The sequence below is a fragment of the Streptomyces sp. NPDC085932 genome (assembly GCF_044540525.1).
Classification (GTDB): Bacteria; Actinomycetota; Actinomycetes; order Streptomycetales; family Streptomycetaceae; genus Streptomyces; species Streptomyces levis.
Map to the genome: position 1 here is coordinate 224,990 of NZ_JBITSJ010000001.1, position 23,222 is coordinate 248,211.

General features: G+C 69.1%; 16 protein-coding genes. 13 read left to right on the forward strand and 3 right to left on the reverse strand.

Features of this window, described 5'->3' with window-relative positions; translation table 11 throughout:
• Positions 1–131: 131 nt before the first annotated feature.
• The 4 genes from ACIGAQ_RS00935 to ACIGAQ_RS00950 are packed head-to-tail and all read left to right on the forward strand — an operon-like array spanning position 132 to position 4,403.
• Positions 132–1,124, forward strand: coding sequence for an ABC transporter permease subunit (locus ACIGAQ_RS00935; RefSeq protein WP_362278123.1), 993 nt, complete (start codon positions 132–134; stop codon positions 1,122–1,124).
• Positions 1,118–1,990, forward strand: coding sequence for a carbohydrate ABC transporter permease (locus ACIGAQ_RS00940; protein ID WP_311683144.1), 873 nt, complete (start codon positions 1,118–1,120; stop codon positions 1,988–1,990). Before ACIGAQ_RS00935 ends, ACIGAQ_RS00940 begins: the two co-directional genes overlap by 7 nt.
• Before the next feature lie 54 nt (positions 1,991–2,044).
• Positions 2,045–3,700, forward strand: coding sequence for an extracellular solute-binding protein (locus ACIGAQ_RS00945; protein ID WP_399778165.1), 1,656 nt, complete (start codon positions 2,045–2,047; stop codon positions 3,698–3,700).
• Positions 3,701–3,719: 19 nt separating this feature from the next.
• Positions 3,720–4,403, forward strand: a complete 684-nt coding sequence (locus ACIGAQ_RS00950; RefSeq protein ID WP_399778167.1) for a hypothetical protein — start codon at positions 3,720–3,722, stop codon at positions 4,401–4,403.
• A 58-nt stretch (positions 4,404–4,461) separates the two neighbouring features.
• Here ACIGAQ_RS00950 and ACIGAQ_RS00955 read toward each other — a convergent pair whose 3' ends face one another.
• Together ACIGAQ_RS00955 and ACIGAQ_RS00960 are read right to left on the reverse strand one after the other, a co-directional pair.
• On the reverse strand, positions 4,462–6,444 hold the full coding sequence (locus tag ACIGAQ_RS00955; protein ID WP_399778169.1) for an alpha-glucuronidase: 1,983 nt from the start codon (positions 6,442–6,444) through the stop codon (positions 4,462–4,464).
• A gap of 20 nt (positions 6,445–6,464) precedes the next feature.
• Positions 6,465–10,265, reverse strand: coding sequence for a GH92 family glycosyl hydrolase (locus ACIGAQ_RS00960; protein WP_399778171.1), 3,801 nt, complete (start codon positions 10,263–10,265; stop codon positions 6,465–6,467).
• A 368-nt stretch (positions 10,266–10,633) separates the two neighbouring features.
• Between ACIGAQ_RS00960 and ngcE the strand changes: the two genes are divergently transcribed.
• The 9 genes from ngcE to ACIGAQ_RS01005 all read left to right on the forward strand — a co-directional run bounded on the left by ngcE (position 10,634) and on the right by ACIGAQ_RS01005 (position 22,794).
• Positions 10,634–12,088: an N-acetylglucosamine/diacetylchitobiose ABC transporter substrate-binding protein gene (gene ngcE, locus ACIGAQ_RS00965; protein ID WP_311683135.1), complete on the forward strand. Its 1,455-nt coding sequence runs from the start codon at positions 10,634–10,636 to the stop codon at positions 12,086–12,088.
• Positions 12,089–12,130: 42 nt separating this feature from the next.
• Positions 12,131–13,057 (forward strand): sugar ABC transporter permease, encoded by a 927-nt coding sequence (locus ACIGAQ_RS00970; RefSeq protein ID WP_311683133.1) that lies wholly within the window; start codon positions 12,131–12,133, stop codon positions 13,055–13,057.
• Positions 13,057–13,980, forward strand: a complete 924-nt coding sequence (locus ACIGAQ_RS00975) for a carbohydrate ABC transporter permease (protein WP_399778174.1) — start codon at positions 13,057–13,059, stop codon at positions 13,978–13,980. Before ACIGAQ_RS00970 ends, ACIGAQ_RS00975 begins: the two co-directional genes overlap by 1 nt.
• 309 nt (positions 13,981–14,289) lie before the next feature.
• Positions 14,290–15,501 (forward strand): ROK family transcriptional regulator, encoded by a 1,212-nt coding sequence (locus ACIGAQ_RS00980; RefSeq protein WP_362278108.1) that lies wholly within the window; start codon positions 14,290–14,292, stop codon positions 15,499–15,501.
• 133 nt (positions 15,502–15,634) lie between these two features.
• The gene (locus ACIGAQ_RS00985; RefSeq protein ID WP_311683382.1) at positions 15,635–16,738 is read left to right on the forward strand and encodes a sugar ABC transporter substrate-binding protein; all 1,104 of its coding nucleotides are present in this window, start codon (positions 15,635–15,637) and stop codon (positions 16,736–16,738) included.
• 188 nt (positions 16,739–16,926) lie between these two features.
• Entirely contained in the window at positions 16,927–17,718 is a 792-nt protein-coding gene (locus ACIGAQ_RS00990; protein WP_031109031.1) for an ATP-binding cassette domain-containing protein, read from the forward strand.
• Positions 17,715–19,013 (forward strand): sugar ABC transporter permease, encoded by a 1,299-nt coding sequence (locus ACIGAQ_RS00995; RefSeq protein ID WP_362278105.1) that lies wholly within the window; start codon positions 17,715–17,717, stop codon positions 19,011–19,013. The genes ACIGAQ_RS00990 and ACIGAQ_RS00995 overlap by 4 nt, the downstream gene beginning before the upstream one ends.
• 189 nt (positions 19,014–19,202) lie before the next feature.
• A complete protein-coding gene (dxs, locus tag ACIGAQ_RS01000; RefSeq protein ID WP_311683122.1) occupies positions 19,203–21,125 on the forward strand; it encodes a 1-deoxy-D-xylulose-5-phosphate synthase in 1,923 nt (640 codons plus the stop codon).
• A gap of 148 nt (positions 21,126–21,273) precedes the next feature.
• Entirely contained in the window at positions 21,274–22,794 is a 1,521-nt protein-coding gene (locus ACIGAQ_RS01005) for an amino acid permease (RefSeq protein ID WP_399778177.1), read from the forward strand.
• Positions 22,795–22,819: 25 nt separating this feature from the next.
• Here the strand turns inward: ACIGAQ_RS01005 and ACIGAQ_RS01010 are convergent, their stop codons facing one another.
• A complete protein-coding gene (locus ACIGAQ_RS01010) occupies positions 22,820–23,191 on the reverse strand; it encodes an NTP pyrophosphohydrolase (protein ID WP_311683118.1) in 372 nt (123 codons plus the stop codon).
• Between the last annotated feature and the right edge of the window lie 31 nt (positions 23,192–23,222).

The window sequence follows — 23,222 nt, forward strand, 5'->3', positions numbered from 1 at the left end:
CACAGACGCCTCGCACGACCCCTGCGGCACCCATTGACAGCGCTTTCTGCTGCCCCTAAGTTGCCGCGAAGTTACCGGTAAGAGCTCGAAAGTTTCGGATCCGCGTGCCCTGTCCACGGGAGGCCCGAGCCATGAGCACGTCGACCACACCGGCACCACGGGGCACCGAGGACGGGCCTGCGGCCCGGGCCGCACCCCGGCGCGGAAAACGGGCACCGGCCCGGACCGGCCGACGGCGGGCGGTGCGCCGCGACTGGCAGCTGTACTCGCTGGCGATCCTGCCCCTGCTGTTCTTCCTGGTCTTCCGCTACCTGCCGATGATCGGCAACGTGATCGCCTTCCGGCGCTTCGAGCCCGGCGGGTCGCTCTTCGGCGAGGAGTGGGTGGGGCTGCGCTACGTGCGGATGTTCCTCGAAGACCCCACGTTCTGGCAGGTGTTCCGCAACACCCTGTGGATCGGCGGGCTCACGCTGCTGTTCTGCTTCCCCGTCCCGATCGTGCTGGCGCTGCTGCTCAACGAGGTGCGCCGGCGCTCCCTGAAGCGGTTCGTGCAGTCCGTGTCCTACCTGCCGCACTTCCTGTCGATCGTGATCGTCGCGGGCATCACGATGCAGATGCTGGCCAGTGACGGCCCCGTCAACCACGTCCTCGGCTGGTTCGGTCACGACCCGATCCGCTTCATCCAGGAACCCGAGTGGTTCCGCGCGATCTACGTGGGCTCCGAGGTCTGGCAGACCGCCGGCTGGGGCACGATCCTCTACCTCGCCGCGCTCACCACCATCGACGAGGACCTCTACGAGGCGGCCCGCATCGACGGCGCCAACCGCTGGCAGCAGATCCGGCACGTCACCCTGCCCGGCATCCGGCCCACCATGGTGACGCTGCTGATCCTCAACATCGGCACCTTCATGGCGGTCGGCTTCGAGAAGGTGCTGCTGCTGTACAACCCGCTGACGTATCCCACCGCCGACGTGATCTCGACCTACGTCTACCGGGCCGGCGTCGAGTCCAACAGCTTCAGCTACGCGGCCGCGATCGGACTGTTCGAGGCGATCATCGGCCTGGTCCTCATCACCTCCGCGAACCAGCTCTCGCGCCGCACGGTGGGGACGAGCCTGTGGTGAGGCCGAGCCGCTCCTACCGGGTCTTCCAGGGCGTCAACGCGGTGGTGCTCACGCTCGTGGTGCTGGTGACCCTCTACCCCTTCGTCACCATCCTCGCGCGGTCCTTCAGCGGGGAGCGGCAGATCCGGGCGGGCGAGGTCACCCTGCTGCCCAAGGGGTTCAACCTCACCACGTACGGGATCGTGTTCCGGGACGCCATGTTCTGGCGGAACTACGGCAACACCGTGCTCTACACGGTGGTGGCGACGGCCGTGGCGATGGTGCTGACCACCTGTTACGCCTACGTGCTGTCGAAGAAGCAGCTGAGGGGCCGCGGCTTTCTCGTCGGCGTCGCCGTGTTCACCATGTTCTTCACCGGCGGCCTCATCCCGCACTACATCCTGGTCACCAGCCTCGGGCTGAAGAACAGCGTCTGGGCGATCGCCCTGCCGAACGCGATCAGTGTGTTCAACCTGCTGGTGATGAAGGCGTTCTTCGAGAACCTGCCGACGGAACTGGAGGAGGCCGCACAGATCGACGGCCTGAGCACCTACGGCATCCTGCTGCGGATCGTGCTGCCGCTGTCCAAGGCGGTCGTGGCGACGATGGTGCTGTTCTACTCGGTGTCCTTCTGGAACTCCTGGTTCGGTGCGTTCCTCTACATGGACCGGACCGAGCTGATGCCGGTCACGGTCTATCTGCGCAACCTCATCCAGGGCGCCACCGGCGGCGGCAACGCGGGCGCGGGCGCCGAACAGCTCAGCCAGGTCGGCGCCAACATCCAGTCGGTCACCATCGTGCTCACCGCTCTGCCGATCCTCTGCGTGTACCCGTTCGTCCAGCGCTACTTCGTCTCGGGCGTGATGCTCGGCGCGGTCAAGGGCTGAACACCGGCCGCCCCCGCCGCCCGCCCGGCCCGCTTACGGAACAAAGGAGTTCCCGTGCAGAACGCAGGACAGCTCTCGCGGCGCAGGATGCTCGCCGCCGCCGGTTTCATCGGTCTCGCCACGGTCACCGGCTGCGGCAGCGGCGACGACGGCGGGGACGGGAAGGACCTGTCGAAGAAGCAGAACGGGGCGATGAAGAACTACCGCGCCGGTCAGCGGTTCAAGGCGGCGAAGCCGCTGTCCTTCTCCGTGCTGCACAACAACAACCCGGTCTACCCCATGAAGAGTTCCTGGCCGTTCTGGAAGGAGCTCACCCGGCGCACCGGCGTGACCCTGGAGCCCGTCGACGTCCCGCTGGCCGACTACGAGAAGAAGCGCAGCGTGCTGATCGGGGCCGGGGACGCCCCGTTCCTGATCCCGAAGACGTACCACCCGTCCGAGGTGGCCTTCGTCTCCTCCGGCGCCATCCTCCCCGTCAGCGACTACGTCCACCTCATGCCCAACTTCCGCGACAAGGTCCGCAAGTGGAAGCTGGAGCCCGAACTGGACTCGATCCGCCAGTCCGACGGCAAGTACTACCTGCTGCCCGGCCTGCACGAGAAGGCCAAGGCCACCTACTCCCTGTCCTTCCGCACGGACGTCCTGGACCGGCACGGCCTCAGTCTGCCCACCACCTGGGACGAGGTGCGCGAGGTCCTCACGGCGCTCAAGGAGGAGTACCCCGGCAGGTATCCCCTCTCCGACCGCTGGAGCACCAACACCCCGTTCCCGTGCGGCGCCCTGTTCGGCTACCTCGGCCAGGCCTTCGGCGTCCGGGCCGGATGGGGCTACGACAACATCAGTTTCGACCACACGGCAGGCGAGTTCGTCTTCACCGGCGCCCAGGACGGCTACCGCGCCATGGTCGAGTACCTGCGCGGACTCGTCGCCGACAAGCTCATGGACCCCGAGAGCTTCAGCCAGACCGACGACCAGGCGGTGCAGAAGCTCCTCGCCGAGAGGTGCTTCGCGATGAGCGCCAACCCCCAGGAGCTGGTGCAGAACTACCGCTACAACCTGCGCAAGCAGGTCGAGGGCGCCACGATCGAGATGATCCCGGTGCCGCTCGGCCCGGCCGGCCCGGTGGTGCTCGGCGGAACCCGCCTGGAGAACGGCGTCATGGTCTCCGGCAAGGCGCTCAAGAGCGACAGCTTCGTCGCCCTGATGCAGTTCCTCGACTGGCTCTGGTACTCCGACGAGGGCCAGAGGTTCTGCAAGTGGGGCGTCGAGGGCGTCACCTACACCGAGTCCGGCGGCCGGCCCCGGCTGAAGCCGGGCATCTCCCTGATGGGCTCGGACCCGGACGCCGCCCGGGACCTCCAGAAGGACTACGGCTTCTTCAACGGCGTCTTCACTTACGGCGGCAGCTGGGAACTGGTCTCCTCGTCCTTCGGCCCGGACGAGCGGCGGTTCCAGGACGCGATGGCCCAGCGCCGGCAACTGCCCATCGACCCGGCCCACCCGCTGCGCTCCTTCGAGCAGGAGCAGGCCACCCTCTGGGACACCCCGCTGAAGGACACCGTCATCCAGAACACCCTGAAATTCGTCCTCGGCAAGCGCCCGTTGTCCGCGTGGGACGACTACGTCGCCGAGCTGAAGTCGAAGAACATGCAGCGACTCGTCGACCTGCACAACCAGGCGTACGAACGGTTCACGAAGGAGAACGGGTGACGCGCGGGGAGGCGGCGGCATGAGCACCGTGCGGGCCTCCGCCTTCGGCACCGGGGCCCTCTCCCGCGCCTGCGCCCTGATCCACACACTCCTCACCGTCGAGGCGCTGCTGCTCCTCGCCGCCTCCCCGGGCCTGGCCGGACTGCTCCTGCTCCGGCCCGACCCCGCTCACCTGCCCCTCGCGGCCCTGTGCCTGCTGCCCCTCGGCCCCGCCCTGTCCGCCGCGCTCTACGCCCTGCACCACCGCGGCCGCGACCTCACCGAACTGCACCCGGCCCGCGCCTTCCTGCGCGGCTGGCGGCTCAACGCCCGGCCGGCGCTGGCCCTCTGGGCTCCCCTGCTGGCCTGGCTGACGGTGATCGCCTTCACCCTGACCCACTTCGCCGCCACGGGCCTGCCCGGCTGGTGGGCCGTCCTGCTCGGCGGGATCGGCGTGGGCTCCCTGCTCTGGGGTGCGCACGCCCTCGTCCTGACCTCCTTGTTCGTCTTCCGGGCCCGGGACACCGCCCGCCTCGCCGCGTACGTCCTGCTCCGGCACGGCCGCGCCACTCTCGCCGCCGCCTCCCTGCTGGTCCTGACCGCCGCGCTGACCGCCCTGCTGACCGAGGCCCTGCCCGCGCTGCTGGCCGCCCCGCTGCTGCTGTCCCTGCTGCACGGCAGCCGCACGGTGATCACCGAGACCCGGGAGGAGTTCACCGCATGAGCGTGCCGCGTCACCCCGAGGCCGACCGACGCCGAGGCCCCGGGGGCGCCGCCGGCCTTCAGTGGATCCGCCGCCCCCGGGTGTCCGGCACCCCGGACTTGCGGAAGAAGTAGCTGTTGATCTGGTCCCGCCACTCCCGGGCGCACCGCAGCTGCTCCTCGTAGAGCTCCGCGACCCGGGCGTGCCGCCCCGGCTCGACCAGGTCCGCGAGCCCCGCCCACACCCGGCTCGCCTCCGCCACCTCCTCGACGCCCTCGAAGTGGGTGTCGTAGATGTGCTGGATCACCGTCTTGCCGCTCTTCAGCACGTGCCCGTACGGCACGTGGTGGAAGAACAGCAGCAGTTCGTCGGGGCAGGTGCCGGGCGACTCGTACAGCTCGGACCAGGGCTTGCCGTACTGCCCGGCGTACCCGGTGCCTCTCGCCACGCTCCGGTCCACGCCGACGCCGTCCCGGTCGGCGAAGTGGTAGGTGCCCCACGGGCTGTACTCGTAGCCGTCGACGCTCGGCCCGTAGTGGTGCCCGGGCTGCACCATGAAGCCCACACCGAGCGGGGCGGTGTACTTCTCGTACGTGCGCCACGAGCCGTCGAGCACCGCGTGCAGCCCCTCGGACAGCCGCGCCGGGGCGCCGGGGAAGGTGAGCGCGATCCACTCGCCGAGCACCTCGCGCGGCCCGGCGTCCGGCCGCCAGGCCAGCCGCCCGAACGTGTAGAGGTTCGCCTGGGCCAGCGGGTGCCCGGTCCAGAACGGGTCGGCACCGGCGTTCGACACGGCCACGAGTCCGCCCCGGGCCGTCTCGCCGACCGTCGCTCCGGGCGCGGGCCGGAAGCGCAGCACCTCGCTCCACATCGGCCCCAGCCAGCAGACGTGCCGCTGCTGGCCGGTGTACTCCTGGGTGGCCTGGAGCTCCACCGCCAGCCGTGTGCGGGGCACGGCCCCGATCAGCGGCGAGACCGGCTCGCGCGCCTGGAAGTCCATCGGCCCGTGCTTCACCTGGAGCACGGCGTTGGCCGCGAACTCCCCGTCCAGCGGCACGAAGTGGTCGTGGGCGGCCCTGGCCCGGTCCGTCGTGCGGTCCCGCCAGTCCTGGTGGTGGTCGTAGACGAACGCCCGCCAGTGCACGGTGCCGCCGAACGGCTCCAGCGCCGCCGCCAGCAGGTTCGCCCCGTCGGCGTGACTGCGGCCGTAGGCGAACGGACCCGGCTGGCCCTCCGAGTCCGCCTTCACCACGTACCCGCCGAAGTCGGGGATCGCCTCGTACACCCGCCGCGTCACCTGCGCCCACCAGTCGCGCACCGCCCCGTCCAGCGGATCCGCCGAGCTCAGCCTCCCGAGCACGACCGGCGCGGCGAAGGAGACCGACAGGTGCGTGTGAATGCCGTAGGGGCGCAACGCGCCGGCGATCTCGGCCACTTCGCCGATCCGGTCGGTGAGCAGGCGGGCCTCGGTGGCGTGCACGTTGACGTTGTTGACGGCGACGGCGTTGATCCCGCACGCCGCGAGCAGCCTGCCGTAGGCCCGCACCCGCTCCAGGTCGCCGCGCGCCCGCCCGTCGTCCCAGAACAGCGACCCGCCCGCGTACCCGCGCTCCACCTGGCCCATGACCGGGTGCACGGCCACGTTGTCCCAGTGGTCGAGCATGCGCAGGGCGAGCGCCGGGCGATGGATCTCCCGGGCCCGCTCCCCGCGGAAGGCGTCCGCGCCGAGCCGTACGACGTGGAACAGGCCGTACAGCAGCCCGCGCCCGCCGGACGCCGTGACGGTCGTCGTGCCGCCCTCGCGGACGCAGGAGAAGCCCTCGTCGCCGAGGCCGCCGGCGCCGAGGGCGAGGACCAGGTCGTACGCGCCGCCGTCCGGCCCGTCGCGTTCGACCCGGCCCCCGAACCGGCGGCAGGCCTCGGCCACCTCCCCGTGCACCGTCTCCACCAGGGGAGCCGACCCCCGGATCAGCGTCCGGCGGCCACCGATCGCCCGGAAGGCGGCGGGCGGCAGCCAGGCCGGGTCGACGCCCTCGGGCAGGACGGGCACGGGAAGCGGCACGAGACCCCCAACTCACTCGCTCAGCCGAGCAGTTCCACCTCCGCCAGGGTCGCCTCGCCGTCGAGGACCAGGCGGTACTTCTCGTACGTACCCGGTGACTTCACCGAGAACGCGCGCGTCTGCCGGTCCCAGGCGAAGGCCTCCCCGGAACGCTGGTCGAGCGTCCGCCAGGTCTCACCGTCGGGGGAGCCCTGCAGCGTCCAGCCGGCCGGTGCCTTCGTCCGGTCCTTCGACGACGTCAGGGTGTACTGGACGGCCTCGGCGCCCTCGCCGACCGGCAGGTCCACGGACGTCACCGTGGCGTCCGTCGCCGACGTGTCGTCGAACAGGGCGCCCTCCCGTTCGAGCAGGTCCGCGCGGGGCGACGGCACCTCGTCGTCCTGGGTGATCGACGCGGGCGCGGCGTCCTTGCCGGTGCCCCACGACGACGGCTTCGGTCCCATGTCGAACTCCAGGACACCGCCCTTGGCGACCAGCGCGTGCGGCAGCGACGTCTTCGACCAGGTACGGCCGTTGACCTTCAGCCCCTGCACGTAGACGTTCTTCGCGCTGTTGCGCGGCGCCTTGACCACGAGCTCGCGCCCGTTCTCCAGGTGCACGGTCGCCTTCGTGAACAGGGGCGAGCCGATCGCGTACTCGCCGCTGCCCATCACCAGCGGGTAGAAGCCGAGCGCGGAGAACAGGTACCAGGCCGACTGCTCGCCGTTGTCCTCGTCGCCGTGGTAGCCCTGCCCGATCTCGCTGCCGGTGTACAGCCGGGACAGCACCTCGCGGACGTTCTTCTGCGTCTTCCAGGGCTGCCCGGCCGCGTCGTACATGTACAGGGCGTGGTGGGCGACCTGGTTGGAGTGCCCGTACATGCCCATCCGCACGTCGCGCGCCTCGGTCATCTCGTGGATGACACCGCCGTAGGAGCCGACGAACTCGGGGGAGGCGGTCTCCGGGGTGGAGAGGTACTCGTCGAGCTTGTCGCCGAGGCCCTTGCGGCCGCCGTACAGGTTGGCCAGGCCCCGGCTGTCCTGCGGGGCGGTGAAGGCGTAGCCCCACCCGTTGGTCTCGGTGTAGTCGTGGCCCCAGACGCGCGGGTCGTACTTCGACGACTCGACCCGCCAGTCGCCCTTGGCGTTCCGGCCCTGGAAGAACCCGGCCTTCTTGTCGAAGAGGTTCACGTAGTCCTTCGCCCGGTTCAGGAAGTACTCCGACTCCTCCTTGTAGCGCCGCTCGCCGGTCTCCTCGTACAGCTTCCGGCCCATGCGGGAGATGCCGTAGTCGTTGAGGTAGCCCTCCAGCGCCCAGGACAGGCCCTCGTGGGTCTCGGTGCTCGTGTAGCCGAGGAAGGGCGAGGTGGCCATGCCCTTGCGCCCGACGCCCGAGTTCGGCGGTACGACCGTGGCATTCTTCACGGCCGCGTCGTAGGCCGCCTTCGCGTCGAAGTCGACGCCCTTGACGTACGCGTCCGCGAACGCCACGTCCGAGGAGGTGCCGGTCATCAGGTCCGCGTAGCCGGGGGAGGACCAGCGGGAGGTCCAGCCGCCGTCCTTGTACTGCTGCACGAACCCGTCGACCATCTCACCGGCCTGAGAGGGCGTCAGGAACGAGTAGGCGGGCCAGGTCGTCCGGTAGGTGTCCCAGAAACCGTTGTTGACGTACACCTTGCCGTCGACGATCTTCGCGCCGGTGTGCGTCGGGGTGTCCGGGTTCGGCATGGGGGAGAACGGCGAGGCGTACTGGTACTTGCCCCCGACCCTCTCGAACCCGGAGTTCGGGTACAGGTACAGCCGGTACAGGCTGGAGTACAGCGTCGTCAGCTGGTCGGGGGTCGCGCCCTCGACCTCGACCTTGCCGAGCAGCCGGTCCCACTGCCGCTGGGCGCTCTTCTTGACCGCCTCGAAGGACCGGCCCTCCGGGATCTCCTGACGGAGGTTGTCCTCGGCCTGGTCGACGCTGATGAGCGAGGTGGCCAGGCGCAGGGTGACGGTCCGGTCGTCGCCGGCCTCGAAGCGCAGATAGCCCTTCACGCCGCTGGAGTCGCCCTCGGCCACCGGCTTGTCGAACTCGCCGTAGACGAACAGCCGGGTGGCGCCCGTGGACAGCCCGGACTTCACGTCCGAGTAGCCGGTGACGATCCCCTTCTCCTTGTCCAGGGTCAGGCCCGCCTGGTCGGTGACGTTGTCGAACAGGACGCTCGCGTCGTCACCGGGGTAGGTGAAGCGCAGGGCCGCCGCGTGGTCGGTCGGCGCCATCTCGGCCTTCAGCCCGTTCTCGAACCGCACCCCGTAGTAGTACGGCCGGGCGATCTCGTTCTCGTGCCGGAAGGCCAGCTCCCGCGCCTCCCGCCCGTACTCCGGGGTCCCGGCGGCCACCGAGGGCATGACCTGGAAGGTCTGCCGGTCGCCCATCCAGGGGCTCGGCTCGTGGCTGGCGCTGAACGCCTGGATCGTCGGCAGGTTGTCCGCGTTGTTCGACCGCGCGTAGTCGTACAGCCAGCTCAGCGAACCGGCGTTGGTCACCGGCGTCCAGAAGTTGAAGCCGTGCGGGACCGCCGTCGCGGGGAAGTTGTTGCCCCGTGAGAAGCCGCCGCTGGAGTTGGTGCCGCGGGTCGTCACCGCGTAGTCGGACAGGTGCGCCTTGGGCCGCTCGGGCGCGACGGAGGCGATGCTCACGTCGTCCAGCCAGCCCCGGAACTTCGCCGGGCCCTTGGGGGAGTCGTAGGCGACCAGGATCCGGTCCACGGTCTTCCCGGCCGCGACCGAACCGATCCGCGAGGCCACGTTGTTCCACTGGTTGACGTAGAGGATCTTGGAGGCGCCCTGCCCCTGCGGGGTGAGCGGGAAGCCGTGCTGGTCGGTGGCGCGCAGCTCGCTCAGGTGGGTGCCGTCGGTGAAGGCCAGGTCGACGGAGACGTTGGTGGCGTCGTAGTCCAGGTCGCCGTCGGCCATCGACGGGAAGATCCGGTACGACAGCTGCGTGTTCCGGCCGACGGCCACGTTCACGTCGAAGACCTTGTTGTACGAGTACGCCCGCCCCTCGGCGTTGTGCCGGCCGGCGTAGCGCAGCGCCTTCTTGCCGGTGAACCCGGCGCCCGCCTTGGCGGTCGGGGAGCCACTCGGGCCGCGGTCGACCAGCGAGAGCATGTCCTGCGGGACCGGCCCGTCGCTGCCGCCCGTGGACAGCTGGAGGTCGGCGAGCTGCAGGATGCCGCCGCCGTTGTTCCGGGTGACCTCCAGCCGGAAGTGCCGGTACTCGCCGGGCTCGGCCAGGTCGTACGTCTTCGTCTGGAACCGCTCCTGGAAGGACTCCCCGGAGCGGGTGTCGAGCGTCGTCCACTCCTTGCCGTCGGCCGAGCCCTTCAGGGTCCAGTCCTTGGGGTCGCGCTCGTCGGCGTCATTGGCCGACGTCAGTGCGTAGCGCGCCAGCTTGACCGGTTTGTCCAGGTCGAACTCCACCCAGCCCGTGGGCTCGAAGGCGAGCCACTTGGTGCTCGGTTCGAGGTCGACCAGGTTCTCCTTCACCTCGCCGCCGCCCGTGTTCTCGGCGCTGGCCCGGACGTCCGTGACCTGGTCGGTCACATTGCCCGGTATGCCGCTGCTGTAGCCGCCGTCGACACCCGAGGCGCGCTTCTCGCCGCCGGGGCCGGTGTCGACGGTGTTCAGCCAGTCCGGAAGCGGGTCGTCCGCCTCGAAGGAGGACGTGAACCCCCGATCGGGTCTCTCCGGGGCCTGGGGCAGTGCGACCGCAACGCCCTGCGAACCCAGGGTCAAAGCGAAGGCGGTCGCCGACACGACCGCCGAACCCCATCTGTACCGAGCTTTCCGCTGCATCAACGGGTACCCTCCCTGCGCAGTGGACAACGTTGTCACCTTCGATGCGCAAGGACCAGTAGTTGCTCAAGTGCCGGGGTGTGTCAAGGGTGTTGCCTGTGGCATTCGGGGGTGACGACCGGGATTTTTCCGTCGTGAAACACACAGGCCGCTCATACTTCCGCGAGGTCTCAACTCGGATAAGACCCGTGACCAACCTTGTGTTCGATCTTGATCCGCTGGCGGGAAGTGGACTATACCTGTCGGGCGATTCACCCCATCCACACATCACCACCCGCACTTTCCTGCACGACCCAGCTTGACCCGATCGCGGTGCCGGCAAGGATCCGGTTCACCGCCTGAGTCCTGGAGAAGGCGAGGACTTGAGCATGGGATCCACTTCCGCCGAGAACCACGGCACCGAGGGTGTCGGCCGCCGTGATCTGATCAAACGATCCGCCGCGCTCGGGCTGATCTCCGTCCCCACCATGAGCTTCCTCTCCGCCTGCGCGAGCAGCGGCGGAGACGACAGCGGGGACAAGGCCAAGGCCGGCAAGAAGACCGCGAAGAACCCGCTGGCGGTCAACGACACCGCGGGCATGGAATTCGTCCTGTTCGACGGCGGTTTCGGCAAGGAGTACGCCGAGGACGCCGTGAAGATCTACGAGAAGAACTTTCCCAAGGCCACGGTGAAGTTCTCCGCCACCCAGAAGATCCAGTCCACGCTCCAGCCCCGTTTCAACCAGGGCACCCCGCCGGACCTCATCGACAACTCCGGCGCCGAGCAGATGGACATGGGCGTCCTGGTCGGCAAGAACCAGCTCACCGACCTCACCCCGCTGCTGGACGCGCCGTCCTACGACGACCCGGCCAAGAAGGTCCGCGACACGCTGCGCCCCGGCATCGTGGAGATGGGCCAGTTCGACGGCGAGAAGGTCTGGATCCTGTACTACGCCTACACGGTCTACGGCGTCTGGTACTCGCAGAAGGCCCTGGACTCGCTCGACGAGCAGTACCCGGAGACCTGGGACCAGATGCTCGCGGTCTGCGCCAAGGCCAAGAAGAAGGGCATGGCGGGCTGGACGTACGCGGGCAAGTACCCGTACTACATCCCCTTCTCGCTCTACCCGATGATCGGCAAGGTCGGCGGCCGCGAAGTCCTCGACGCCATCGACAACCTGGAGCCGAACGCCTGGAAGCACCCGGCCGTCAAGGCCTGCTTCGAGGCCTACTACGAGCTCTACAAGAAGGGCTACGTCCTCAAGGGCACCCCGGGCCTCGACCACATCCAGTCGCAGACCGCCTGGGCCGAGGGCAAGGCGCTGTTCATCCCGAACGGCTCCTGGGTGGAGAACGAGTCGGCGAACGTCATCCCGAAGGACTTCGACCTGGCCGTCTCCGCGCCCACCGGCCTCGACAGCTCCGACAAGATGCCCTTCGGCACCATCTGGGCCTCCGGCGGCGAGCCCTTCATCGTCCCGGCCAAGGCGAAGAACGCCCCCGGCGGCATGGAGCAGCTGCGCATCATGCTCAGCGAGGCCTCCTCGAAGAACTTCACCAGCAAGGTGAAGTCGCTGACCGCGTACAACGGCGGCACCGACGGCATCCCCCTCACCCCCGGCCTCAAGTCGGGCGTCGCGGCGCTGGAGAAGGCCGGCGAGAACGTGGTGAACCCCCGGCTGCAGGACTGGTACGTGCAGTTGCAGAAGGAGAAGATCGGCGTCTCCGGCCTCGGCGAGATGATGGCCGGCCGCCTCACTCCCGCCGAGGCCATCAACAAGATCCAGGGCTTCGCCGACGAGGCCGCCAAGGACGACTCCATCAAGCACTACAAGCACCAGTAACGGCACCGGAAACCCAATTTCCGCAACGGCACCGGAGTGGCGATGCAGCACGGCAAGTACCGGTTCATCGTGGGCTTCCTCGCGCTGCCCCTGGGACTGTACGCGCTCTTCGTGGTCTGGCCGTTCATCCAGTCCATCTATTACTCGTTCACGGACTGGACCGGCCTGAGCCCCGAATTCAAGATGGTCGGTTTCGACAACTACAGCCGGATGCTGGACGACGACATCTTCTGGAAGTCGTTGCAGCACAGCCTGCTGTTCGCCCTCCTGCTGCCGGTGGTGACGATCGGCCTCGCGCTGTTCTTCGCCTTCATGATCAACGTGGGCGGCAGAAAGAGAAAGAACGGCCCGGTCGTCACCGGCGTCCGCGGCTCCTCCTTCTACAAGATCGTCTACTTCTTCCCGCAGGTCCTCTCGATCGCCATCGTCGCGCTGCTGTTCGCGTTCGCGTACAACCCGGACAGCGGCGCGATCAACTCGGTCCTGCGCGGAATCGGCCTCGGCGACGTCCAGCCCTTGTGGCTGGGCGACCCGGACCTGGCCCTGTGGGCCGTCATGGCGGTCCTCGTCTGGTCCACGGTCGGCTTCTTCGTGGTCCTCTTCTCCGCCGGCATGGCCTCCATCCCGGGGGAGATGTACGAGGCGGCCCTGCTGGACGGCGCGAGCCGCTTCACCACGTTCTTCCGCATCACCCTGCCCCTGCTGTGGGACACCGTGCAGTCGGGCTGGGTCTACATGGGCATCCTCGCCCTGGGCGCCGAGTCGTTCGCGGTCGTGCAGATCATGACGACCGGGCCGGGCGGTCCCGACTACTCGACCACCGTCATGGTCCTGTACGTGTACCAGAAGGCGTTCCGGGACGGGCAGGCCGCCTACGCCACCACCATCGGTGTCGCCCTGCTCGTCGTCACGCTGGCCTTCGCCGCCGTGGTGATGCGGCTGGGCCGTCGCGAGCGGCTGGAGTACTGATGAAGACGACCGAAACCCCCGCTCCGCTCCCGGCCGAGTCCGGCGCGCCCCTGGCCAAGGAGGATCTCCCGCCGGCCACGCCGCCCAAGGAGAAGAAAGAGGGCACGGTCCTCAACGTCTTCTCCCACGGCGTCCTGGTCATCTGGGCGATCATGGTGGTCATGCCGCTGCTCTGGGCGGTCATGACGTCCTTCAAGGACGACCGCTCCATCTTCAGCTCGCCCTGGTCGCTCCCGGACTCGCTGCACTTCGACAACTGGTCGCGGGCGTGGACCCAGGCCAACATGAGCGACTACTTCCTCAACACGGTCCTCGTGGTCGGCGGTTCGCTCATCGGCACGCTCGTCCTGGGCTCGATGGCGGCGTACGTCCTCGCCCGCTTCGACTTCCCGGGCAACCGCTTCATCTACTACCTGTTCATCGGCGGCATGAGCTTCCCGATCATGCTGGCCCTGGTCCCGCTGTTCTACGTCGTGAACAACATGGGCCTGCTGAACACCATCCACGGCCTGATCCTGGTCTACATCGCCTATTCGCTGCCGTTCACGGTGTTCTTCCTCACGGCGTTCTTCCGCACGCTGCCCACGTCGATCGCCGAGGCGGCCTTCGTCGACGGCGCGTCCCACAGCCGCACGTTCTTCCAGATCATGCTGCCGATGGCCAAGCCGGGCCTGATCAGCGTGGGCATCTTCAACTTCCTGGGCCAGTGGAACCAGTACATGCTCCCCACGGTCCTGAACACCGACCCCGACAAGCGGGTCCTCACGCAGGGCCTGGTGCAGCTGGCGGTGAGCCAGGGCTACAAGGGCGACTGGTCGGGCCTGTTCGCGGGCCTGGTCATGGCGATGCTGCCGGTGCTCGCCGCGTACATCGTCTTCCAGCGGCAGGTGGTGCAGGGGCTGACGGCGGGGGCGCTGAAGTAGCCGGCTGCAGCACAGGCCGCATGCCCGCAGCCGGGGCGGCCCGCACCCGCCGTTCCGAGGACGGACACCCCCCGCCGCGGCCCCGACCCGCCCTCCACCGTAAAGCGAAGGCGCGCACCCCCGAGCACCCGCACAGGCCGCCGCAGGAAGAAAGCGCGTACCCCCACATAGCGCTCCGCGACGACCCGCGCACACCCCGGAATCAGTTCAACCTCTTGACGGGAGGCAACCCGAACGGCTCAGCTTAGAGTTCACTAGTTGGACATAGACGGGGCCTCACCGATGCGGCCCCGTGCGCAGGAGGTCGTCGTGGAGACTCCGGGGTCGCAGTCGTCGCTGCACCGAGCCAACCTGGAGCGGGTCGTACGAGCCGTGCGCCTGGCGGGCTCCCTCACCCAGGCAGAGATCGCGCGGACGACGGGCCTGTCCGCGGCGACGGTCTCCAACATCGTCCGGGAATTGAAGGACGGCGGCACGGTCGAGGTCACCCCGACCTCCGCCGGCGGCCGCCGCGCCCGCAGCGTGTCGCTCAGCGGCGACGCCGGCATCGTCATCGGCGTCGACTTCGGCCACACCCACCTCCGCGTCGCCATCGGCAACCTCGCCCACCAGGTGCTGGCCGAGGAGTCCGAGCCCCTCGACGTCGACGCCTCGTCGACCCAGGGCTTCGACCGCGCGGAACAGCTGGTCACCCGTCTGGTCGAGGCCACCGGCGTCGACCGTTCCAAGATCGCCGGGATCGGCCTCGGCGTGCCCGGCCCCATCGACGTGGAGTCCGGCACGCTCGGCTCCACCGCCATCCTCCCGGGCTGGACCGGCACCAAGCCTGCCGAGGAACTCCGCGACCGCCTCGGTGTCCCCGTCCACGTCGACAACGACGCCAACCTCGGCGCCCTCGGCGAGATGGTCTGGGGCAGCGGCAGGGGCGTCCGCGACCTGGCGTACATCAAGGTCGCCAGCGGCGTCGGCGCCGGCCTGGTGATCAGCGGGAAGATCTACCGGGGTCCCGGCGGCACCGCCGGAGAAATCGGGCATATTACACTCGACGAATCCGGCCCGGTCTGCCGCTGCGGCAACCGCGGCTGCCTGGAGACCTTCGCGGCCGCGCGCTACGTGCTCCCGCTGCTCCAGTCCAGCCACGGCACCGATCTGACCATGGAAGGCGTCGTGCGGCTCGCCCGGGACGGAGACCCGGGCTGCCGTCGGGTGATCGCCGACGTCGGCCGCCACATCGGCAGTGGAGTGGCCAATCTCTGCAACCTGCTGAACCCGAGCCGAGTGGTCCTCGGCGGTGATCTCGCCGAGGCCGGTGAGCTGGTGCTCGGGCCGATCCGGGAGTCCGTCGGCCGCTATGCCATCCCCAGTGCGGCGCGCCAGCTGTCCGTTCTCCCCGGGGCTCTCGGCGGCCGTGCGGAGGTGCTCGGAGCGCTCGCTCTCGCCCTCAGCGAGATGGGCGATTCGACCCTCTTGGACGGAACTGCCGGGGGCCCGCTGAAGGCGGCCACCCCTGCCTTCACTTAGAGAACGGATGGCACCGTTGCCATCTCGTTAAGGATTTACTTCTTGACGTCGCACGTGTGGCCGAGTTGACTTCCAGCCACCTCGGCCGCAATGTCGCGGCCTCGTCAGGGAGGTTTCTGAAGTGAACACGCGTATGCGTCGCGCCGCCGTTGCAGTGGCCGCCGGTGTGATGGCTGTTTCGCTTGCTGCCTGTGGCAGCGCCAAGGAGTCCGGCGACAACGCCGACTCCACCGCGGGGTCCGCCAAGAAGGGCGACGACATCAAGGTCGGTCTGCTCCTTCCCGAGAACGCGACCGCCCGTTACGAGAAGTTCGACCGGCCGCTCATCGAGAAGAAGGTCAAGGAGCTCACCAACGGCAAGGGCGAGGTCGTCTACGCCAACGCCAAGCAGGACGCCAGCACGCAGAACCAGCAGGTCGACACGATGGTGACCAACAAGGTCGACGTGCTGATCGTGGACGCGGTGGACTCCAAGGCCATCGCCGGCTCGGTGAAGAAGGCCAAGGACGCGGGCATCCCCGTCGTCGCCTACGACCGCCTGGCCGAGGGCCCGATCGACGCCTACACCTCGTTCGACAACGAGACCGTCGGCAAGACCCAGGGCGAGGCCCTGCTGAAGGCGCTGGGCGACAAGGCCAAGGACGGCCAGATCGTCATGATGAACGGGTCTTCCACCGACCCGAACGCCGCCCAGTTCAAGAAGGGCGCGCACTCCGTGCTCGACGGCAAGGTGAAGATCGGCCGCGAGTACGACACCAAGGAGTGGAAGCCGGAGAACGCCAACGCCAACATGGAGGGCGCCATCTCCGCCCTCGGCAAGGACAAGATCGTCGGCGTCTACTCCGCCAACGACGGCATGGCGGGCGGCATCATCACCGCCCTGAAGGCCGCCGGCATCGCCGACATCCCGGTCACCGGCCAGGACGCCGAGCTCGCGGGCGTGCAGCGCATCGTGACCGGTGAGCAGTACATGAGCGTCTACAAGCCCTACCCGCAGGAGGCGGACGTCGCGGCCGAGATGGCCGTCGCCCTCGCCCAGGGCAAGTCGCTCGACTCGATCGCCAAGGACAAGGTCGACAGCCCCACCACCAAGGCGATCCCCTCCGTCCTCGTCCCGGTCGTGTCGCTGACCAAGGACAACATCAAGGACACCGTCATCAAGGACGGCATCTACACCGTGAACGAGATCTGCGCGGGCAAGTTCAAGGCCGCCTGCGACAAGGCCGGTCTCAACTAAGCAGCCGTCAGGTCCGCCCGGGGCACGGGAGTCCGCCCGGACTCCCGTGAGCCCCGGACCCGGACCGGCTGCCCCGAGTTCCTCCGGCGCCCCGCCACACCAGCCCCGCAAGCTCCGCGGGGCGCCGGAGTGATCACTCTCCTCCCACACTTCTGCACAACCTCCCGCCGGGTCAGGCGGCGAAGGAGATGGTTCACGTGTCCGCTACGCCCGTGCTGGCGTTGCGCGGGGTCTCCAAGCGGTTCGGTGCCGTACAGGCGCTCACCGACGTAGAGCTTGAGGTCCACGCCGGTGAGGTGGTCGCCCTCGTCGGCGACAACGGCGCCGGAAAGTCCACGCTGGTCAAGACGATCGCCGGCGTGCACCCCATCGATGAGGGCGTCATCGAATGGGACGGCAGGTCCGTCCAGATCAACAAGCCGCACGACGCCCAGAACCTGGGCATCGCGACCGTCTACCAGGACCTCGCGCTGTGCGACAACATCGACGTCGTCGGCAACCTCTACCTGGGCCGGGAGCTGCGCAAGCGCGGCGTCCTGGACGAGGTGGAGATGGAGCGCCGCTCCCGCGAGCTCCTCGACACGCTGTCGATCCGCATCCCCAGCGTGCGCATCCCGATCGCCTCGCTCTCCGGCGGCCAGCGCCAGACCGTGGCCATCGCCCGGTCCATGCTCGGCGAGCCCAAGCTGGTCATCCTCGACGAGCCCACCGCCGCGCTCGGCGTCGAGCAGACCGCCCAGGTCCTCGACCTGGTCGAGCGGCTGCGCGAGCGCGGCCACGCCGTGATCCTCATCAGCCACAACATGGCCGACGTCAAGGCCGTGGCGGACAAGGTCGCCGTGCTGCGCCTCGGGCGCAACAACGGCGTCTTCGAGGTCAAGTCGACCTCGCAGGAAGAGATCATCTCCGCCATCACCGGCGCCACCGACAACGCCGTGACCCGCCGTGCGGCGCGCACGAACGGGGAGGTTTCCAAGTGAGCATCGACAAGACCTCCGCGGCTCCGGGATCCGAAGAGCACGTCGTGGAGAACCCCGAGGCCGCCAAGGCCGCCGTCACGGTGGTCGACCCGCGGCTGCTGGTGCGCGAGCAGGGCCTCGCGGGCTACGTCACCGAGTTCAAGCGGAAGATGAAGTCCGGTGACCTGGGTTCCATCCCGGTCGTCATCGGCCTGGCGATCATCTGGCTCATCTTCACGAGCCTGAACTCCAACTTCCTCACCGCGGGCAACCTGTCCGACATGTCCGTCGCCATGGTCGGCACGGGCATGATCGCCGTCGGCATCGTGTTCGTGCTGCTGCTCGGCGAGATCGACCTGTCGGTCGGCTCGGTGTCCGGTGTCGCGGGCGCCACGTTCGCAGTGTTCAACGTCACCAACGGCATGAACGAGTGGCTCGCCTTCGTGCTGGCCATCCTCACCGGCACGGTCGCCGGCGTGCTGCACGGCTTCTTCTTCGCGAAGATCGGCGTCCCCGCCTTCGCCGTGACCCTGGCCGGTCTGCTGTTCTGGAACGGCTTCATGCTCCAGATCCTGGGCGACAACGGCACCATCAACCTCGACCCGGACGGGGTCGTGGCCCAGCTGACCAGCTACTACTTCTCCGACGTGGCCGCCGCGTACGCGCTGGCCGCGGTGGTGACCGCCGGGTACTTCCTCAGCTCCTTCTACGGCAACCGCCGCCGCGAGGCCGCGGGTGTGCCGTCCCGGCCGCTGAGCGAGACCATCGTGCGCACGGTGCTGCTGGCGGTCCTCGCCTTCGCCGTCGCCATCGTCTTCAACCAGTACAAGGGCCTGCCCCTGGCCGTGGTGATCTTCATCGTGGTGCTGCTGGTCACGGACTTCGTGCTGCGGCGCACGGCGTACGGCCGCAAGGTGTTCGCACTCGGCGGCAGCGTCGAGGCCTCGCGCCGCGCCGGCATCAACGTGGAGGCGGTCCGGATCTCGGTCTTCGCGATCTCCGGCACCTTCGCCGCGGTGGGCGGTCTGTTCATCGCCTCGAAGATCGCGGCGGCCAACCAGGGCGCCGGTGGCGGTGACCTGCTGATGAACGCGATCGCCGCCGCGGTGATCGGTGGCACGTCCCTCTTCGGTGGCCGTGGCCGCACGTGGAACGCCCTGCTGGGTGTGCTGGTCATCGTCTCGATCCAGTACGGCCTCGCCCTGGAGGGCATCGCCTCCCCGGTGCAGTACATGATCACCGGTGGTGTGCTGCTCGCCACGGTCGTCATCGACGCGGTGACGCGCAAGACGCAGAAGACCGCGGGTCGCGCATAGCGCGGAGGACCCTCACTGTGCCCGGCACCGGAAGGTGCCGGGCACAGTCGTGTCGTAGGTGCGGCACAAGTTGGGTACAGCCGAATGCGTGACGTATGACGCACGGCCTCGGCGCAGTCCTCCAGGGCGGAACATTAGACTCGACACGCCCGGCAACAGCTCGATCAGCTCTACTGCAAGGAGGCACGGGTGCCGCTGCTGACCCGCATCACGGGACCGCGCGATCTGGACCGGCTCAGCCTGGAGGAGCTGAACCAGCTGGCGGAGGAGATCCGCACCTTCCTCGTCGAAGCGGTCTCCAAGACCGGCGGTCACCTGGGCCCCAACCTCGGCGTGGTGGAGCTCACCATCGCCCTGCACCGGGTCTTCGAATCGCCCCGGGACAAGGTGCTCTGGGACACCGGCCACCAGTCCTACGTCCACAAGCTGCTCACCGGCCGCCAGGACTTCTCGAAGCTGAAGATGAAGGGCGGCCTGTCCGGCTACCCCTCGCAGGCCGAGTCCGAGCACGACGTCATCGAGAACTCGCACGCCTCGACCGTCCTCGGCTGGGCCGACGGCATCGCCAAGGCCAACCAGCTGATGAAACGCGACGACCACGTCGTGGCGGTCATCGGCGACGGAGCCCTGACCGGCGGCATGGCCTGGGAGGCGCTGAACAACATCGCCGACGCCAAGGACCGCCCGCTCGTCATCGTCGTCAACGACAACGAGCGTTCCTACGCGCCCACCATCGGCGGCCTCGCCAACCACCTGGCGACCCTGCGCACCACCGACGGCTACGAGCGCTTCCTGGCCCGCACCAAGGAGGTCCTGGAGCGCACCCCGGTCGTCGGCCGGCCGCTCTACGACACCCTGCACGGCGCCAAGAAGGGCCTGAAGGACTTCATCGCTCCGCAGGGCATGTTCGAGGACCTCGGCCTGAAGTACGTCGGCCCGATCGACGGCCACGACATCGAGGCGCTGGAGTCCGCCCTCGCCCGGGCCAAGAGGTTCGGCGGGCCGGTCATCGTGCACTGTCTCACCGAGAAGGGCCGCGGCTACCAGCCCGCCCTGCAGGACGAGGCGGACCGTTTCCACGCCGTCGGCAAGATCCACCCCGACACGGGCCTGCCGATCGCCAGCTCCGGCGCCGACTGGACCTCCGTCTTCGGCGAGGAGATGGTCAGGCTCGGCGAGGAGCGCGAGGACATCGTCGCCATCACGGCCGCCATGCTCCAGCCGGTGGGCCTGGACAAGTTCGCCAAGCGCTTCCCCGAGCGCGTCTACGACGTCGGCATCGCCGAGCAGCACGGCGCCGTCTCCGCCGCGGGCCTGGCGACGGGCGGCGTGCACCCGGTGTTCGCCGTGTACGCCACCTTCCTCAACCGCGCCTTCGACCAGGTGCTGATGGACGTGGCCCTGCACAAGTGCGGCGTCACCTTCGTCCTGGACCGGGCCGGGATCACCGGCACCGACGGCGCCTCGCACAACGGCATGTGGGACATGTCGATCCTCCAGGTCGTCCCCGGCCTGCGGCTGGCCGCGCCGCGCGACGCCGACCAGGTCCGCGCGCAGCTGCGCGAGGCCGTCGCCGTCGAGGACGCGCCGACCGTCGTCCGCTTCTCCAAGGGCGCCGTCGGCCCCGCCGTACCGGCCGTGCGCCGCGTCGGCGGCATGGACGTGCTGCGCGAGCCCGGCACCGACCGGCCGGACGTGCTCCTGGTCTCCGTCGGCGCCCTCGCGCCGATGTGCCTGGAGGTCGCCGGCCTGCTCGACAAGCAGGGCATCTCCACGACCGTGGTTGACCCGCGCTGGGTCAAGCCCGTCGACGAGGCCATGGCCCCGCTCGCCGAGCGGCACCGCGTGGTCGTCACCGTCGAGGACAACAGCCGGGTCGGCGGTGTCGGCTCGGCGATCGCCCAGGCGCTGCGCGACGCGGGCGTCGACGTGCCGCTGCGCGACTTCGGCATCCCGCCGCGCTTCCTCGACCACGCCTCGCGCGCCGAGGTGCTCGCCGAGATCGGCCTCACCGCCCCGGACATCGCCCGGCAGGTGACCGGCCTGGTCGCCAGGCTCGACGGACGCTACGAGCGGTCCACGGTGGACTCCGTGGAGCCCGCCCGCGACTGACGCCCACCCCGGTACCGCTGAATGGGCCGGTTTCACCCCCGACAAGGGTGGTGAAACCGGCCCATTGGCGTGAATCCATCGCCGTCGGGGCATACGGATGGTGCCCCCTCTCGATCATGTCGAGGACGACAAGCGTGGGAGGTACCCCGTGAGCAGCACCCTCTTCCGGACGAAGAAGGTCGAGCAGTCCATCCTCGATACCGAGGAGCCAGAGCACGCGCTCAAGAAGTCCTTGTCCGCGCTGGACCTGACCGTCTTCGGCGTCGGTGTGATCATCGGCACCGGCATCTTCGTCCTCACCGGCACAGTGGCCAAGAACAACGCCGGGCCCGCGGTGGCCCTGGCGTTCGCGGCGGCCGGCGTCGCCTGTGCGCTGGCCGCGCTCTGTTACGCCGAGTTCGCCTCCACGGTCCCGGTCGCCGGGTCCGCCTACACGTTCTCGTACGCCTCCCTCGGGGAACTGCCCGCCTGGATCATCGGCTGGGACCTGGTCCTGGAGTTCGCGCTCGGGACGGCGGTGGTGGCCGTCGGCTGGTCCGGGTACATCCAGTCGCTCATGGACAACGCCGGCTGGGAGATGCCGGCGGCCCTGGGCAGCCGGGAGGGCTCGGACGTCTTCGGCTTCGACATCCTCGCGGCCGCACTCGTCCTGGTCCTCACGGTCATCCTCGTGCTCGGCATGAAGCTGTCCGCGCGCATCACGTCCCTGGTCGTCGCCATCAAGGTGACGGTCGTGCTCGTCGTGATCATCGCGGGGGCGTTCCTGATCAAGGGAGAGAACTACGACCCGTTCATCCCCAAGGAGAAGCCGGTCGAGGCCGGGTCCAGTCTCGACTCGCCGCTGATCCAGCTGATGTTCGGCTGGGCGCCGTCCAACTTCGGCGTGATGGGGATCTTCACCGCCGCGTCGGTCGTGTTCTTCGCCTTCATCGGTTTCGACGTGGTGGCGACGGCCGCCGAGGAGACCCGGAACCCGCAGCGCGACATGCCGCGCGGCATCCTCGGCTCGCTGCTGATCTGCACCACGCTGTACGTGCTCGTCTCGATCGTGGTCACCGGCATGCAGCACTACAGCCGGCTGTCCGTGGACGCGCCGCTGGCCGACGCGTTCAAGGCGACGGGACACCCCTGGTACGCGGGCTTCATCAGCTTCGGGGCCGCGGTCGGCCTGACGACGGTGTGCATGATCCTGCTGCTCGGCCAGACCCGGGTGTTCTTCGCGATGAGCCGGGACGGGCTGCTGCCCCGGTTCTTCTCGCGCGTCCACCCCCGGTTCAAGACGCCGCACCGGCCGACCATCCTGCTCGGTGTGATCATCGCGATCCTGGCCGGCTTCACGCCGCTGACGGAGCTCGCCGCCCTGGTGAACATCGGCACGCTGTTCGCCTTCGTGGTCGTCGCGATCGGCGTGATCATCCTGCGCCGGACCCGTCCCGACCTGCCGCGGTCCTTCCGCACCCCGTGGGTCCCGGTCATCCCGATCCTGTCGGTGTGCGCCTCCCTGTGGCTGATGATCAACCTGCCCGCCGAGACGTGGGTCCGGTTCGGCATCTGGATGGCGGCCGGCTTCCTCGTGTACTTCGTCTACGGCCGCAGCCACAGCCGCCTGGCCCGCGGCGGCACGCCCGAGGAACAGCCGACCACGGGCGGCGGCACGACGACGTCCTAGTCGCCCCCGGAGCAGGGCCGGGCCGTCACGGGCGCACCGTGCGCGGCCCGGTCACCTCCGCGCCCAGGGCGCCGACCCGCCGGCGCAGCTCGCGGTCCGCCGTGACCACCAGGACGGGGCGGTCGCCGGCCGACGCCACCGTCTCGACGATGTGGTCGTCCCCGCTGCCCGGCGCCGACGACACCCGGACCCCGGGCACCGACTCCACTCCCCGGGCCGCCCCCTCCACGACGAGGACGATCTCCACCGGCCCGGGCACTGTCGGCACCCCGTCCGACGCCAGCCGGTCACGCAGCCGCTCCGCGGCCCCGCGCCGGTCCCGCCACCACCCGTCCGGGACCGATCCGACGACGTTCGCGGCGTCGACCACGACAAGCAGGGGTTCAGGGGCGTTCATGCGCCCAGGGTCGCACGACAGGTGCCCCACC

What these genes read in the sequence shown, in the direction of transcription:
- ACIGAQ_RS00935 (WP_362278123.1), top strand. Translation starts at nt 132, where the DNA reads ATGAGCACGTCGACCACACCGGCACCACGGGGCACCGAGGACGGGCCT.
- ACIGAQ_RS00950 (WP_399778167.1), top strand. Translation starts at nt 3,720, where the DNA reads ATGAGCACCGTGCGGGCCTCCGCCTTCGGCACCGGGGCCCTCTCCCGC.
- ACIGAQ_RS00960 (WP_399778171.1), bottom strand. Translation starts at nt 10,265, where the DNA reads ATGCAGCGGAAAGCTCGGTACAGATGGGGTTCGGCGGTCGTGTCGGCG.
- ngcE (WP_311683135.1), top strand. Translation starts at nt 10,634, where the DNA reads ATGGGATCCACTTCCGCCGAGAACCACGGCACCGAGGGTGTCGGCCGC.
- ACIGAQ_RS00970 (WP_311683133.1), top strand. Translation starts at nt 12,131, where the DNA reads ATGCAGCACGGCAAGTACCGGTTCATCGTGGGCTTCCTCGCGCTGCCC.
- ACIGAQ_RS00975 (WP_399778174.1), top strand. Translation starts at nt 13,057, where the DNA reads ATGAAGACGACCGAAACCCCCGCTCCGCTCCCGGCCGAGTCCGGCGCG.
- ACIGAQ_RS00985 (WP_311683382.1), top strand. Translation starts at nt 15,635, where the DNA reads ATGCGTCGCGCCGCCGTTGCAGTGGCCGCCGGTGTGATGGCTGTTTCG.
- ACIGAQ_RS00990 (WP_031109031.1), top strand. Translation starts at nt 16,927, where the DNA reads ATGGTTCACGTGTCCGCTACGCCCGTGCTGGCGTTGCGCGGGGTCTCC.
- ACIGAQ_RS01010 (WP_311683118.1), bottom strand. Translation starts at nt 23,191, where the DNA reads ATGAACGCCCCTGAACCCCTGCTTGTCGTGGTCGACGCCGCGAACGTC.